Source organism: Novosphingobium sp. HR1a (genome assembly GCF_015594425.1).
Classification (GTDB): Bacteria; Pseudomonadota; Alphaproteobacteria; order Sphingomonadales; family Sphingomonadaceae; genus Novosphingobium; species Novosphingobium resinovorum_A.
The window spans coordinates 1-15284 of sequence record NZ_JABXWS010000080.1 but is presented as its reverse complement, the minus strand read 5'-3'; the positions used below and the strand labels follow the sequence as shown (position 1 = coordinate 15284).

Sequence of the window (15284 nt, the reverse complement as noted above, 5' to 3'; positions counted from 1 at the left end):
GGGGGGGCAACCGCACCAAGGCAGACTGCGAGCCGACAAGCCCAGCGCCAAACCCCTTCCAGCTTTTGCTTGAAGCGTGTCGCTGATGCCGATAGCCACGCCGCCACAGGGAATTATGGCTCAATTGCCGGGAAAACTTCGGGTTGCGTGCTAGCATAGCGAATGCCGTCTGTGCGTTCGCAGTCCTCATTTGGTCGGCGACCGGAGCCTTCGCCCGGGACGGGGAACTGAACGTCCCTGCGCTTCCGCTGTCCCGCGCCATAGCATCGCTGGGGCAGCAGGCCGGAGTTCAGATCCTGGTCAACGCGCCCGGTAGCGAGGCGCAGCGCACGCATGCCGTACACGGCCATATGACTCCGGCCGAAGCGTTGACGCGAATGACCCGCGGCATGGGTCTGTCCGTTCGTACCGTAGCCCCCGGCGTATATCTGATCGCAAAGACGCCGCCGGTCCGCAAAGTGCTGCAACCCCGGCCTCCAGCCCCGGTCCCCGAACCTCCCGAAATTCTCGTTTCCGCACGGCGCCGCCCCGAACTGGAGCGCGACGTGCCGCTGGTCGTGACCCATCTCGACAATACGGCGCTGGAGCACGCGGCCGTTCGCACGCTGGCGGACGTCGCGCGCATGACTCCGGGTTTCGTCGCCACCGGCCAGACCAGCAGCGCCACGCCGCTTCTGGTGATGCGCGGTCAGCGGCGATCGATCAGCGACGAGAACCGGTTGCCGCTCGTCGTCTATCAGGACGAAGTGCCCCTGCCCAATCAGGCAGCACTTTCGCCGCTGTTCGACATCGCTTCGGTCGAAGTGCTGCGCGGCGCCCAAGGGACGCTATTCGGGCGGAATGCCACCAGCGGCGCGGTACTGCTGCGCTCGGTACAACCGGGCGAAGGCATCGCCTCCTACGTCGAAGGCGAAATCGGCAACTACGGATTGCACCGCCTCGAAGCGGCGGTCGAATTGCCCGCGTCCGGCCCCTTCTCGCTTCGCGTATCGGGCCAGCAGGTACGGCGCGAGGGCTATACGCGCCTGCTCGGCGGCGGACGTGCGGACGATGTGCATACCGATGCGATACGGGCAGTGCTGCGTTTCGATCCGGACGGACCGCTGCGCTCCACCACCAGCTTCGACATGCTCGATGCCGAGGAAAAGGGCGCCGCGCTGATCCTCGCGGGTGTCTACGCGGGAGGAAGCGTGCGCGACGCGCAGAACGCTCCCTACTTCGATTGCGGAACGGGCGCCTGCGACATCGACGGCTATTTCGAGACCCAGCAGACGCTGGGCCGCCGCACCTCCCAATCCGGCTTGGCGCCATCCTTTCGGCGGCGGTTTCGCGGCATCGGCAACATCACGGAATATGGCGAGGGCGACCTGCTGATCCGCAACATCGCCGGCCTCAGGACGACCGACCTGCACTACACGCTCGATGGAGACGGAACGCCGCTGCCGATCAACGATTCCGTCACCGATGCCCGGCTGCGCCAGTGGAGCGAGGAACTGCAGGTGCAGGGAAAGAGCGGCAGCCTGCGCTATATCGGCGGACTGTTCTATCTGGACAGTGCGCCGGACGGTCCGGTGGTACAGACCCTGTCGCGACTGGTGCGGCCTGACAATCCGCCGTCACACATCGCGAGCTACCAGACTTTCCGCAGCGCTGCGATCTTCGGCCAGGTCACCGCTTCGCTCACCCCCGCCCTGACTGCCGACCTCGGATTGCGGTATACCGGCGAATGGATCGGCGGCTGCGCGCTGCGGTCCGTCGCGGCCAAGCCGTTGTCAGAACCCCAATGCCTCGACGAGGGTGGAACCAGGGCGCGGGCACGATCGCGGCGACTGACCTGGACGCTGGCGCTGACCCGTAGGCTGGGAGACAGCAGCCTCTACGCCACCAGCCGCCGCGCGTTTCGTTCGGGCGGCTACAACACGCCGGCGCTCGGCGGGTTACTGGCGCCTTTCCAGACTTTCCGTCCCGAAACGCTGACCGACTTCGAGATCGGGGCCAAGGGGCGCTGGAGTTTGGGGGGGATCAGCGGCTCCTACGCGGTGGCGGCCTATGTCGGGTTCTACGACGACGTGCAGCGCGCCCTGTTTCCCGATGTCGATTTCGATGGGGACGGCGAACTGACGACCGACCCCATCACCCTCTACATCAATAGCGCGAAAGCCCGGGTCGCGGGGTCAGACGGTGAGTTTTCGGCGAACCTGGGAGCCCGTACCCGGCTGACCCTCAGTGCCTCGTGGACCGACGCTCGTTATACCCGGATCGATGCCCCCACCGCCCTGACCTCGCTTTTGGGCACGGACCCGCTGCACAATCGCTTCACATATACGCCGACGTTCGGCGGATCAGTCTTCGTCTCGCACGAAGTTCTGTTGCCCCCCGGTCTCGGAACTCTCGCTTTCGGCGCTGACTATGCCTGGGTCAGCAGGGTTCGGTTGACCGAGCGGCCGACAGAATCTTTCGCGCAGCAGCCAGCCTATGGGCTGCTTGGCGCTTCGGTCACCTGGCGCCGGCCGGGCGGACTGCCGGTGGATCTGGAGCTATGGGGGCGCAACCTCACCGACCGGTTCTACGTGAGCGGCGGCGGGACGCTCAATCCGGCCTACACGGCCGCCACGATCATTCCCGGACCGCCGCGCACGATCGGGCTTCGGCTGCGCTACAGTTTCGAATGACCCGCGCCGTCAAGGCGCGACGAGTTCGGCGCGCGTGACGCTTTCGTTCTCGACGCGGGCGATCCCGGCCAGTTCGAGGCTCTGCAGGAACCCGCGCGTTACGCCGATGCGGAACGTGCCGCTGATGGGACGACGCGCAAGTTGCGGGCTGGAGACGATGATCTCCTGCGGACTGTAGCGGTTGATCTCGGCCACGGCCTGCTCCAGCGGCACGCGATCGAAGCTCAGGACGCCCGAGCGCCAGGATAGCTGGCGGTCCACGGCGACCTCGACCATGCGGTAGGCGCCGTCCTGCCACACGAGTTCCTGCCCGGGATGGAGAACGGTGGACTGGGCCTCACCGCCCTGCCCTGCCGGCATGTCGATGCGCACGCGGCCTTCTGCAAGCGTGACCGTGACGCGGCCGCCGGTGTCCCTCACAGCGAAGGCCGTGCCCAGCGCGGTCACCCGGACGCTCCCGGCCGAGACGACGAAAGGCTTGCGCGGGTTCTTGGCGACTTCGAAGAAAGCCTCGCCGCTGCGAATGGTCGTGCTGCGCCCGGTTTCACTTTCCGAAACGGCGAGCACGGTTGAGGTGTTGGCCGTAATCGCCGAGCCATCCGTCATGCGGAAGGTGCTCTGTTGTCCCACGCCGGTCGAGATCAAGTGGCTGTCCGCTTGCGCGAGCGCAGCCGCAGGCGCTTCGCCGCCCCCGCGATAGTGCTGGAAGGTCAGCCCGCCGACGAAGACCGCCAGCGCGAGCCCCGCTGCCATCGCCGGGCGTGCCCAGGCATGGCGGTCGCGGCGATTGGCAAGCGCCCGCTCGCGGATTTCGAGGATGCGGGCGTCGGCGCGCATAGCCCCGGTGCCGTCCCAGGCCCGCTCCACCCGAGCCCAGGCGATGCGGTGCGCTTCGTCGCGGGCGTGCCAGCTTTCGAAGTCCTCGTAATCCTGCGGCGTCGCCTTGGGTGAACGGAAGATGCTGAAATAGGCAGCGGCGGTCGCTTCGGGCGAGTCGATCCTTTCCAGCGCCCGGCCGTCGAACGGGAGGTTGTCGGCGGATTTGCTCATGGCAGATCCCTCGCGGCGAGGAAGCGGATCGCCTTCATGATGTTGCGCCCGACCGCGCTGGTCGAGATGCCGAGGTGCCGTCCGATCGCATCGTAGGACATCTCCTCGAAGCGGTGCAGCACGAAGACGTCGCGCGTCAGTTCGGGCATTTCCTCCAGTGCATTGGCGAGCCGATCGACGTCCTCACGGCCGCGCAGCACGCGTTCGGGGGTGAGGTCGTCCACCGGGTGCAGCGCTTCGGTGAGTTCGTGATGGGCACCGCGATGACGCACCGTGTCGCGGCGCACACGGTCGGTCAGGACACTCGCTGCGACCTGGAAGAGGTAGCCTTCGACATTGGCGATCGGGTCCGCCTGCCCGCGCACGTGCATGCGGACAAGCACGTCCTGCACGAGATCGTCGACGTCCACCGGGTTCGCCCGCTTGGCGATGTAGCGGCGCAGGGCGGGCACGTGCGCCGACAGGTCGGTCACCTGCTGACGGCCCTGCACATGCTTTTCCTGCGGTGTCCTGCGCAACGAGAAAATCGGATCAGCCCTTCTGTCCAATGCCCGGCATCCATAGCCGCGCAGGCTGCAGAAGGTCATCCGATATATTTTTTCACGGGCAGCGAATGATCCGCGCGCCTTTGCGTCTTGCGCATATCGGCCTGCGATCAGGGACAGGCCGGACAACCATGGGGTAACACACCAATGACCTGTCGCAGCCTTTCGGCTCTTCTTCTCGCGTCCACCGTTCTTGCCATCGCCGCACCCGCGCAGGCCCAGTCCGACACTGCCGCTCAAAACCTCGACCAGCCCGGCGGCGATATCGTCGTCACCGCGCGCCGCCGCGAGGAAAGCGCCCAGACCGTCCCCGTCTCGGTCACCGCGTTCAACTCCGAGATGCTGCGCGAGAAGGCCGTCGTCTCCACGCAGGACCTGACCTACACGACGCCCGGCCTCAACGTCGCGCCGCAGACTTCGCGCGATACGCCCTCGATCGTGATCCGCGGCCAGCGCCGCGCGACGGCAGGCGCCGCAGCGCCTTCGGTCGTGACCTACTTCGCCGACGTGCCGCTGCCCAACGAAGGCAGCATCGTGCCGACCTTCGACATCGGCTCGATCCAGGTGCTGAAGGGTCCGCAGGGCACCCTCTTCGGCCGCAACACCACCGGCGGCGCGCTGCTGCTCTACCCTGTCGCGCCCGACTATGATTTCGCCGGTTACGGACAGGTCACGCTCGGCTCGTACAACGAGACGACCTTCGAAGGCGCCGTCAACGTGCCGATCGTCGCGGACCGCGTGGCCCTGCGCGTCGCGGGCCAGATCGCCCGCCGCGACGGCTACATCAAGAACCACGGCAACGGCGGCGATCTCGACGACCGCCACAACGACGCCTTCCGCGCCTCGCTCCTGATCGAGCCGGTCGACGGCCTGAAGAACACCACCGTATTCGACTGGTATCGCGCGCGTGAGAACGGCACCGGCACCGTGCTCAACGGCGTCTACCCGAACCCGGCCGTCAGCGGCGGCGGCACCGCGCGCACGGCGGCGAACCGTCCCTACTTCGACTGCGGCGTCGCGGGCTGCGACATCGACATCGCGCTGGCCGAGCAGCAGGCTGCGGGCGTGCGCGACGTCAGCACCAGCATCGCCCCCTATTCGAACCGCACCTTCTGGGGCGTGGCCAACACCTCCGAACTGGAAGTCGGCAAGGTCACCTTCAAGAACATCTTCGGCTACCGCCGCAGCAAGGTCGCGGCCGCCCGTGACATGGACGGCACCTACCTCGCGCTTTACGACGGCGTTTCCAACACCGACGTCGAGCAGGTCTCGAACGAGTTCCAGATCCTCGGCTCGCTGCTGAACGACCGCCTCGACTGGATCGTCGGCGCCTTCTACCTCAAGAGCGACCCGACCGGCGTGAACGGCAGCGTCACCTACTCGGCGGTGATCCCGGGCAAGACCTTCACCTACAACGAGAACTACAATTCCTCGACCAGCAAGGCGCTGTTCGGGCAGGTCGGCTATGCCTTCGGCGGCTTCGCGGAAGGCCTGCGCTTCAACGGCGGCTTCCGTTACACCTGGGACAAGTCGAGCGGCTGCTCGGTTGCGGCGCTCGACACGGCCGACCGCATCGGGCCTGACGCCTGCGCCACGCAGGGCGGCAAGACCGGTTCGGAAAGCTCCAAGGCCCCGACCTGGACCGTCGGTTTCGACTACAAGGTCAACGACGACCTGTTCCTCTACATCACCAACCGGCGCGGCTACCGCTCGGCGGGCTACAACCAGAGCGGCATGTCTTCGTACTTCGACGGCTTCGAGACGTTCCAGCCCGAGAAGGTCACCGACTACGAGGCCGGTATCAAGAGCAGCTGGGAAATCGGCGGCGTGAAGGGCCGCTTCAACATCGCGGCCTACACCAGCAAGTACAACAACATCCAGCGCTCGATCTTCCCCGGCGCGGACTTCGACGGCGACGGCAACTCGGCCAACGATCCGAGCAGCCTGATCATCAACGCCGCCAAGGCGACGATCAAGGGCACCGAGTTCGACTTCTCGGTCACCCCGATCGGCGGCTTCACGCTGTCGGGCTTCGGCGCCTACACCGATGCCAAGTACGACGAGTACGATGCACCCGCAGCCTTCATCCCGCTGCTGGGCAACAACCCGGTGAACAACAAGTTCTCCTACACGCCCAAGTGGACCATCGGCGGCGGTGCGCGCTACGCGACGTACCTGGGCAACTTCGCCGAGATGGTGTTCAACGCCAACTGGTTCCACAGCGCCAAGGTCTGGTACGTCGAGCGTCCGCTGGACACCAACGGCATCCAGAAGGCCTACGACACCGTCAACCTCAAGCTGGACTTCAACAACATCGAGGATCGGGGCATCGACCTCGGCTTCTTCGTGCGTAACCTGTTCGATGTGACGTATGCTGCTGCCGGCGGCGTCGTCACCCCGTCGGTGACTTCGACCACGCTCGTCTACAACGAGCCGCGCGTGTTCGGTGCCCAGCTGCGCATGTCGTTCGGCAAGCGCTGATCCCCTGCCCGCCTGCGCGGATCGCCATGATCCGCGCAGGCACCCCTTTCGATACGACCCTTCGATGAGGATGTAGCCCGATGAAATCCCGTCTTCGTACCGCCCTGCTCTCCCTTTCCGCGCTCGCTTCTACTCCGGCAATGGCCGAGCCGCTGGCCGATGCCGACCGCACCGCGATCCTCGCCGAAGTCGATCGCGGTGCCCCTGCGATGGCGCGCAATGCGCTGCAGATCTGGTCCTGGGCCGAAGTCGGCTTCCAGGAGACCAAAAGCTCGGGGCTTCTCCAGAAGGACCTCAAGGCGGCAGGCTTCAAGGTGACCGCCGGTGTCGCGGGCATGCCCACCGCCTTCGTCGCCAGCTTCAAGAACGGAGACGGCCCCGTCATCGGCATCCTCGCCGAGTACGACGCCCTTCCCGGCCTCGCCCAGGCGGCCGAGCCTGAGCGCCACGTCATCGACGGCATCGCCGGTCATGCCTGCGGTCACAACCTGTTCGGCGCCGCCTCGGTCGCGGCGGCGATCGCCACCAAGAACTGGATGGTCGCGCACGGCATCAAGGGTGAGCTGCGCGTCTACGGCGCGCCTGCGGAAGAGGGCGGCTCGGGCAAGGTCTTCCTCGTCCGCTCCGGTCTGACCAAGGACGTTTCCGCCATGCTGCACTGGCACGCGGGCGACGGCTATAGCGCCATGCAGGGTCATGCGCTCGCGAACGTCAGCGCCAAGTTCCGTTTCCACGGCCTCGCCTCGCACGCCGCCGCCGCGCCCGAGCGCGGGCGCTCCGCGCTCGACGGCGTCGAGGCGATGGACAACATGGTCAACATGATGCGCGAGCACGTGCCGCAGGAAACGCGCATCCACTACGTCATCACCGATGGCGGCAAGGCCCCCAACGTCGTGCCCGACACCGCCGAGGTCTACTACTACGTGCGTCACCCCGACCAGCAGCAGGTCGCCGACATCATGGAGCGCGTGAAGAAGGCCGCCGAAGGCGCCGCACTCGGCACCGGCACCACGGTCGAGTACGACCAGATCGGCGGCACCTTTGACCTGCTGCCCAACGACACGCTGGGCCACGTGATGTACGACAACCTCAAGCAGGTTCCGTTGCCCACCTATACCGCGCAGGAACAGGCGTTCATCGACAAGATCGCGGCCACCCTGCCCAAGGGCGGCCGCAAGCAGGCTGGCGGCGTCGCACCCTATTCCAGCGGCGAGATCATGTCCGCCTCCACCGACGTCGGCGACGTCAGCTACACCACGCCCACGGCGGGCATGTCGGCGGGCACCTGGGCGCCCGGCACGCCGCCGCACAGCTGGCAGGCGGTCGCCGCCAGCGGCAACAGCGTCGGCACCAAGGGCGCGGAAGTGGCCGCCAAGACTCTCGCCCTCACCGCCGTGCAGCTGTTCCAGAGCCCGGACACGCTGGCCGCCGCGAAGAAGGAACTGGACGAAAGGCGCGGGCCGGACTTCGTCTACCGCTCGCTGCTCGGCGACAAGGCGCCCTCGCTCGACTATCGCAAGGCGCCTGTTTCAAAGAATTAACCGGACCCATCCTGACCCCGGTTCCGCCAAGTGCGCGGAACCGGGTCTTTTTTCTCATTATGACATTTCAATGACTGTTAATGACAGTCAAGTAACTGTCCTTATTAGATTTTCTTAGGAAATTCGCGTTAACCTCTCGCTCAATGGCACGGGAATGGGGAATTCCCGGCACAATTCGGGTGCGAGATGTTTAACGTTAATTCGAAGTTCGGGCGCATGTTCGCGTCTCTCGAGACGCGGCTGGTGGGCGCGCTCACGCTGATCGTGGTGTTTACGGTCCTGCTGCAGGTCGTGACCCAGCGAGAAGCCTACGCCCTGCGCGAACAGAGCGATGCCCTGATCCAGACCTCCGCCATCGCCGAGAACGCCGACCAGTTCGCCGACGCGGTCGCCAAGCTTCGCATGGCCACCAACCGGGGCCTGATGGCCAGCGAGACCGGGGGCAGCAGCGACGAACTGACCGACCAGGCCATCGGCATCGGCGACCAGCTCGGCCGCCTCCGCAACAGCGGCATGGTGTTCTACGACGCGCCGCAAGCGGGCAATCCTTTCGCCGACCTCGACCGGCACGTCGCCGAAATCCTCGAAGTCCAGAAGCACGGCGCCACGCGCTCGCTTGCCCGCCGGATCGAGGCCCGCAATGTCGCGATGGGCGAATTCGCCGACGGCATCGTCGATCGAGCCCATGCCCAGCGTCGCAGCGCGCAGCAGCAGCTCGTCGCCTCGGTCGGGCGCTGGCAGCTGCTGGTGCTGGCAACCGGGCTGGTGACGATCCTCGTCGTGCTGCTCGCGCTGTTCGATATCTCGCGCAACATCCTGCCCGCGATCCGCCGGATGCACGGCAACGTCCAGCGCCTTGCCGACGGCGACCTCGACATCGAGATCGGCACGTTCCGCCTCAAGGAACTGCAGGCCCTGTCGCACCCGCTGGAAACCTTCCGCCAGAACGCCCGCGCGGTGAAGAACCTCGCCTTCAGCGACCCCGCCACCGGGATGCCCAACCGCCGCGCTTTCCTCGAAACCTTCGGCAAGCTGCTGGCGACCGGCGACGAGCGGCGCTTCGCCTGCATGGTCATCGACATAGATCGCTTCAAGCACGTCAACGACGACTACGGCCATGCCGCCGGTGACGAACTCGTGCGCCTGATCGGCGAGCGGGTGAAGGAGCACCTCGGCCACGAGAGCGTCGTGGCCCGCATCGGCGGCGACGAGTTCGCCGTCTCCATGCCGCTGACTGAAGAACGGCAGGGTTTCGCCCTCGCCTCGGACATCGTCGATGCGGTCCGCGCGCCGTTCAGCCTTGGCGGCTATGCGGTGGCGGTGACCTGCTCGATGGGCGTCGTCGATGTCACCGCAGGCGACGAAGCACAGGACGTGGACGATATCCTGCGCAACGCCGACATGGCGCTCTATGCCTCGAAGAAGAGCGGCCGCAACTGCGCCACCGCCTTCGACCTCGCCATGGCGCAGGAACGTTCGATCGACCGCGCGCTGGAAAAGGACCTCGAATATGCCTTCGAACGCCAGCAACTGCGCATGGTCTATCAGCCGATCCACTCGGTCGTCGACGACGCGCGCGAGGTCGAGGCACTGGTCCGCTGGCGCCATCCCGAACTCGGCGACGTGCCGCCCTCCAGCTTCATCCCGGCGGCCGAGCGCAGCGGGCTGATGGTGCGGCTCGGCGAATGGATCATCGAACGCGCGCTGGCCGATTTCGCGCAATGGCCCGAAATGTTCCTCAGCATCAACCTGTCGCCGCTGCAGCTGCAGCACGAAGGGTTCAGCGGCTTCCTGCTCGACGCCTGCCGCCGCAACGGCATCGTTCCGCAGCGCCTGTTCCTTGACTTCGGCATCCTACTCTACGGCATGCTGGCCATGCGTGACCGCGCCGCTACCCCCCGCATCGACGCGGAAGTGCCCGCGATCGGACTGAACTGACACCCTAGACATCCGGCCGCGTCCGCGCGGCCACCCGGACCGGCCCCGGCCGCGATCACCCTGCCTTCATCACCTTGCACCCGCCGCGCGGGCGCAACAGGCGGAGCCTTGCCTGCGCCGGAGGGATCGCGGCCGCCCGACCCTCACTTCTCTCGTCTCACAACTTCCCTTATCAATCGGAGTATTACCATGACCAGGATTGCCGTCGTCGGAGCCGGAATGGGCGGACTGGCCTTCGCAGCCGCCATGCGGGGCAGTGACCACGAAGTGACGCTTTACGAACAGGCGCACGAGATCGGCGAACTGGGCGCAGGCATCTCGCTCTGGGCCAACGGCACGCGGCTGTTCGAGGAAATGGGCATCGCCGAACTGATGGCGGCGAAGTCCTGCGAGACCGAAGCCGCCTACTTCCGCAACGAGGATGGCAGCGTCGCCGCCGAGCAGTCGCTGGCCCGCGACAACTGGTACCGCGACGCTTACAGCTATCCCTACTACGGCGCCCTGCGCACCGACCTGCAGGCATCCCTGCTCGAAGTGCTCGGCACCGACAACATCCGCCTCGCCAAGCAGCTGATCACCATCGAGGACACGGCCGAGGGCGCCGTGCTGCACTGGGCCGACGGCACCAGCGACACCGCCGACCTCGTCGTGGGCGCAGATGGCATCAAGTCGGTGGTCCGCAAGTTCGTCGATCCCGATGCGCGCCCGGTCTTCACCGGCAACAGCGCCTTTCGCGGCCTTGCGAAGACCGAGGAACTCGACCTGCTGCCCGAACCGCGCTCGTTCACCGACTGGATGGGCGACGGCATGCACGTGCTGAATTTCCCGGTCGGGCCGGATTTCAAGCACACCACGATCGTCGTCTTCGTCGACGGTCCCGAGCAGTGGGAACACGAGGAATGGCGCGTTCCCGCCGACGCCGAAGCCGTGCGCGCCTTGTTCGACGACTGGGATCCGGCGGTCGGCCAGTTGCTGGAGCACGTCACCCTGTCCGAGCGCTGGGGTCTGTTCCAAGTCAGCCTGATGGACAGTTGGCATCGCGGCCGCTGCGTGCTGATCGGCGATGCCGCGCACGGCATGCTACCGCACCACGGACAGGGCGCGATCTCCTCGTTCGAGGACGCCATCGCGCTGGCCCATGTCATGAAGGACGACGGCATCGCCACGATCGACGCCAAGCTCGCTGCCTACGAAGGCGAACGCAAGGCGCGCGGCGAGCGTATCCAGAAGTCATCGCGCGATCTGAATGCATGCCTGCATCTGCCTGAAGGGCCTCAGCGCGACAAGCGCGCGGTTGTTCTCAATGCCTTGCCCGAGAACTTCTCGTGGCTGCATGAATATGTCTGCTCTGTTTGACCCACGTAAGAGTTGAAGCAATTTGTGACTGTGCCGGCAAAGGCAGTTCACCTGCACAGTCACAGCACCTCTTTCTGTATACTTGATTGAAGTGGGGTTACTGACCGACGACTTCGCGCGTAAATGTCATCTATCACCGCAACCTGGCTCCAAACTCGACAGTCGCCTTACGGCCAGTCCCGCGCATTGCGGGGAACGATCATCAGTGCTTCAGGAACGGCAGATGTTGGATGGGCTCCTGCCGTTCACGGCGCGCCTCGCGAACGTCGGTTTTGTCCCAGGTCCCGTCATAGTTTGAATGTCAGCTTCCAAGCGGGGCAAAATCGCTGTCGAACGGTGAACGGGCGCGTTGCAGAAGCTTACCCGTCGCGGTGGCCTGCCCCCGGGACTGGCGAGACCCGAGTGCCAACGCAAGCCAGTTGCATGCGCTTGCCGCGTCAATTTCGATGCCGTCTCTACACAGCGCGACCAGGATACTTCCGCCTGTGCAGGATGCTCGAAAAAGAAATATCAAACACGGCAGAGCGGACTTTCGCTTCTTGCCATTAATTTCTTCACCGGGGTTATCAAAAGCCGGTTGTGCGCCCCTCCCCGTTTAACGGAAAAGGGGCAAGGTTCAGCGTACCCTCGTACCGCGTCCGAACAGGAATCCGAGAACCAGAATTACGACCGCTACGATCAGGAAAATCTTGGCAAGGCCGGCAGAAAGACCTGCCACGCCCCCAAAACCCAGAAGCGCAGCGATGACTGCGACCACTGCAAAAATGATGGCCCAGCGAAACATCAGGCATCTCCCGTTTGAAAGAGCTGCGTCGATCACTTCGACGTGCTCGAACTTGCAAACTTTCTGACATTGTCAATGTTCCAGACACATCCTGCATAATCCCGACACGTATGGTGGCGTCCGGTAAGGCACATGGCCCTGACGTGCCGAAGATAGGGTTGGCGATGGGTCGGATCATGCGCGCCTTCCGCGCGTTGGCTCCTGTGGAGAAGGAGCCTGAATATGTCGTTTGTCACTACCGCCCGCCGCGAAGTCCTGACACGCCCGGTTCTGGCGCTTGTGCAATCCGCACTCCCCGCGCTGTCCGCCACGGAAAACGAGGCGATCGATGCCGGGAACACGTGGTGGGACGCCGCCCTATTCACCGGCAACCCTGACTGGAATGCGCTGCTGGCCGTGCCTCCTGCCACTCTCACGGCAGAAGAGCAGGCCTTCATCACCGGCCCGGTCGAGACCTTGTGCGGGATGATCGACGACTGGCGCATGACCTGGGAAACCCACGACCTGCCCCCCGAGGCGTGGGACTACCTCAAGTCCGAGAAGTTCTTCGGCATCATCATTCCGAAGGAACACGGCGGCCTCGGCTTCTCGAACTTCGCGCATAGCGAGATCGTGAGGAAGATCGCCACTCGCTCGGTTTCCGGTGCAGTGACGGCTATGGTGCCAAACTCGCTGGGACCGGGCGAACTGATCCTGCGGTTCGGCACCGAAGCGCAACAGCGGCAATGGCTCCCCCGCCTCGCCGATGGGCGCGAGCTTCCTGCCTTCGGCCTCACCAGCCCCGAAGCAGGATCGGACGCCGCCGCAATGGTCGACGAAGGCGTGGTCTGCCTGGGCGATTGGCAGGGCGAAGAGGTGCTCGGCATCCGCCTCAACTGGCGCAAGCGCTACATCACGCTGGGACCGGTCGCGACGATCCTGGGACTCGCCTTCAAGCTGCGCGATCCCGAGCATCTCCTTGGTGGGCAGGACGAGATCGGCATCACCGTAGCTCTGGTGCCCACCGACCTGCCCGGCATCACTATCGGGCGGCGGCACATCCCCTCGATGCAGACCTTCCAGAACGGCCCGAACGAGGGCAAGGACGTCTTCATCCCGCTCGACAACGTGATCGGCGGGCCCGAGCGGGTCGGTCAGGGCTGGAAGATGCTGATGAGCGCTCTGGCCGCCGGGCGCGGCATTTCGCTGCCCTCGCTGTCGGCGGCGGCGGGCGCCTTCGCCGCCCATACAACCGGCGCCTATGCCCGCGTACGATCGCAGTTCAACCTGCCGATCGGCAAGTTCGAGGGCATTCAGGAACGCCTCGCCCGGATCGCAGGCAATGCCTACCTGCTCGACGGCGCGCGGCGGCTGACTTGCGCGGGGCTGGATCAGGGCAACCATCCCGCGGTGATCTCCTCGATCCTGAAACTTCACGCCACCGAGCGGATGCGCGTCGTCATTAACGATGCGATGGACGTCCACGGCGGCAAGGCGGTGATCGAGGGCCCGCGCAACTACATGGGCGGACAGTACCGCGCGATCCCGGTCGGCATCACCGTCGAGGGCGCGAACATCCTGACGCGCAGCCTGATGGTCTTCGGACAAGGCGCAATCCGCTCGCACCCCTATCTCCTCGACGAGATCCGCGCGGTGGGCGATGCCAATCGCGGGCGCGCGCTGGCCGATTTCGACAAGGTACTATGGAAGCACGTCGGCCACGCGCTCAAGACCGCGATCCGCGCGTTCGTGCGCAGCTGGAGCGGCGGCGTCTTCGCCCCTGCTCCGAAGGCGGGGAAGGCCACGCGCCATTATCGCCAGATGAGCCGCTATGCCGCAGCCTTCGCGTTCTGCTCGGACATCGCGTTCCTGACGCTGGGCGGCGAACTCAAGCGGCGCGAACTGCTCTCGGCGCGCCTCGGAGACGTGCTGTCCGAACTCTACATGCTCTCGGGCGCGCTCAAGCGCTGGGAGGACGAAGGGCGGCAGGATGACGACCTGCCACTGCTCGACTGGTGCATGCAGAGCGGCTTTGCCAGCATCGAGCAGAGCTTCGCGCAGATCATCGAGAATTTCCCGGCCCGCCCGGTCGGCTGGATGCTGCGCCTGTTCATCATGCCTTACGGTCGTCGCCGCAACGGCCCCACCGACCGGACGATACGCCGCGCCGCCGCCATCCTGCTGGAACTGTGCCCAGCACGCGACCGGCTGGTCGAGAACGTCTATATCGGCGGCGACGACGATGCAGTCGCGCGGCTGACCGAGGCTTTCCGCAAGACCGTCGCCACCCAGCCGATCCATGACCGCATGAAGCAGGCCCGCGTCCGCGACGCCGATCAGGCGCTCGCGGCGGGCCTGATCTCGCAGGAGGAACGCGAGCAGCTGCGCCAAGCGGACGGAGCCGTCGCCGAAGTCATCGCGGTCGATGACTTCGCGCCCGAGGAACTGACCCGCAGAACGGATAAGTCGTTGCGCGAGGCCGCCGAATGAGTCGCGCGGTCCACATCGTCGATGGCGCCCGCACACCGTTCCTCGAGGTACGCGGCGGGCCGGGGCCGTTCACTCCGGTTGATCTCGCGGTGCAATGCGGCCGCCCACTACTGCTGCGCCAGCCGTTCGCGCCCGAGGCCATCGATCAGGTGATCCTCGGCTGCGTCAATGTCATCGCCGACGAGGCCAATCCGGCCCGTGTCGCGGCCCTGCGCCTTGGCTGCGGCGCGCAGACGAGCGCCTTCACCGTCCAGATCAACTGCGGGTCGGGGATGCGGGCGATGGATACCGCCTATCGCTATATAGCCGACGACGGCAGCGATCTGATCCTGGCGGGCGGCACCGAAGCGCTCAGTCATGCCCCGCTCGTGCTGCGGCAAGATGCGGTGGAATGGCTGGCGGCGATGCAGGGCGGCAAGGACAGCGCCCTCGGCAAGCTTAAGGCGGC

General features: G+C 65.7%; 10 protein-coding genes. 7 read left to right on the top strand and 3 right to left on the bottom strand.

The features are described 5' to 3' along the window. The first annotated feature begins 377 nt into the window (after positions 1–377). Entirely contained in the window at positions 378–2672 is a 2295-nt protein-coding gene (locus tag HWN72_RS21760; protein WP_248006226.1) for a TonB-dependent receptor, read from the top strand. A 9-nt stretch (positions 2673–2681) separates the two neighbouring features. Here the strand turns inward: HWN72_RS21760 and HWN72_RS21755 are convergent, their stop codons facing one another. Both HWN72_RS21755 and HWN72_RS21750 read right to left on the bottom strand, forming a co-directional pair. Then, positions 2682–3722: a FecR domain-containing protein gene (locus HWN72_RS21755; protein ID WP_211151327.1), complete on the bottom strand. Its 1041-nt coding sequence runs from the start codon at positions 3720–3722 to the stop codon at positions 2682–2684. Continuing rightward, on the bottom strand, positions 3719–4240 hold the full coding sequence (locus tag HWN72_RS21750) for an RNA polymerase sigma factor (protein WP_248006225.1): 522 nt from the start codon (positions 4238–4240) through the stop codon (positions 3719–3721). The genes HWN72_RS21755 and HWN72_RS21750 overlap by 4 nt, the downstream gene beginning before the upstream one ends. Before the next feature lie 174 nt (positions 4241–4414). Here HWN72_RS21750 and HWN72_RS21745 point away from each other — a divergent pair, with 174 nt between their 5' ends. The 4 genes from HWN72_RS21745 to HWN72_RS21730 all read left to right on the top strand — a co-directional run bounded on the left by HWN72_RS21745 (position 4415) and on the right by HWN72_RS21730 (position 11583). Then, the gene (locus tag HWN72_RS21745; protein WP_211151326.1) at positions 4415–6748 is read left to right on the top strand and encodes a TonB-dependent receptor; all 2334 of its coding nucleotides are present in this window, start codon (positions 4415–4417) and stop codon (positions 6746–6748) included. Between the two features lie 80 nt (positions 6749–6828). Then, positions 6829–8289: an amidohydrolase gene (locus HWN72_RS21740; protein ID WP_211151325.1), complete on the top strand. Its 1461-nt coding sequence runs from the start codon at positions 6829–6831 to the stop codon at positions 8287–8289. Positions 8290–8505: 216 nt separating this feature from the next. Then, a complete protein-coding gene (locus HWN72_RS21735) occupies positions 8506–10227 on the top strand; it encodes a bifunctional diguanylate cyclase/phosphodiesterase (protein ID WP_248006224.1) in 1722 nt (573 codons plus the stop codon). 189 nt (positions 10228–10416) lie between these two features. Further along, positions 10417–11583: an NAD(P)/FAD-dependent oxidoreductase gene (locus tag HWN72_RS21730; RefSeq protein ID WP_069709412.1), complete on the top strand. Its 1167-nt coding sequence runs from the start codon at positions 10417–10419 to the stop codon at positions 11581–11583. A 616-nt stretch (positions 11584–12199) separates the two neighbouring features. On the opposite strand, the gene HWN72_RS21725 is transcribed toward HWN72_RS21730, so the two are convergent. Further along, the gene (locus tag HWN72_RS21725; protein WP_036527815.1) at positions 12200–12367 is read right to left on the bottom strand and encodes a DUF1328 domain-containing protein; all 168 of its coding nucleotides are present in this window, start codon (positions 12365–12367) and stop codon (positions 12200–12202) included. A 222-nt stretch (positions 12368–12589) separates the two neighbouring features. On the opposite strand from HWN72_RS21725, the gene HWN72_RS21720 reads away from it, so the two are divergent. Continuing rightward, positions 12590–14836: an acyl-CoA dehydrogenase gene (locus HWN72_RS21720; RefSeq protein WP_211151324.1), complete on the top strand. Its 2247-nt coding sequence runs from the start codon at positions 12590–12592 to the stop codon at positions 14834–14836. Next, a partial coding sequence (locus HWN72_RS21715) for a beta-ketoacyl synthase N-terminal-like domain-containing protein (protein WP_305798393.1) occupies positions 14833–15284 on the top strand: 452 nt, incomplete at its 3' end. The genes HWN72_RS21720 and HWN72_RS21715, both read left to right, overlap by 4 nt.

Excerpts from the sequence above, each read along its gene's own strand:
- HWN72_RS21740 (WP_211151325.1), top strand. The coding sequence starts at position 6,829 with ATGAAATCCCGTCTTCGTACCGCCCTGCTCTCCCTTTCCGCGCTCGCT.
- HWN72_RS21760 (WP_248006226.1), top strand. The coding sequence starts at position 378 with ATGACCCGCGGCATGGGTCTGTCCGTTCGTACCGTAGCCCCCGGCGTA.
- HWN72_RS21725 (WP_036527815.1), bottom strand. The coding sequence starts at position 12,367 with ATGTTTCGCTGGGCCATCATTTTTGCAGTGGTCGCAGTCATCGCTGCG.
- HWN72_RS21730 (WP_069709412.1), top strand. The coding sequence starts at position 10,417 with ATGACCAGGATTGCCGTCGTCGGAGCCGGAATGGGCGGACTGGCCTTC.
- HWN72_RS21745 (WP_211151326.1), top strand. The coding sequence starts at position 4,415 with ATGACCTGTCGCAGCCTTTCGGCTCTTCTTCTCGCGTCCACCGTTCTT.
- HWN72_RS21755 (WP_211151327.1), bottom strand. The coding sequence starts at position 3,722 with ATGAGCAAATCCGCCGACAACCTCCCGTTCGACGGCCGGGCGCTGGAA.
- HWN72_RS21735 (WP_248006224.1), top strand. The coding sequence starts at position 8,506 with ATGTTCGCGTCTCTCGAGACGCGGCTGGTGGGCGCGCTCACGCTGATC.
- HWN72_RS21720 (WP_211151324.1), top strand. The coding sequence starts at position 12,590 with ATGTCGTTTGTCACTACCGCCCGCCGCGAAGTCCTGACACGCCCGGTT.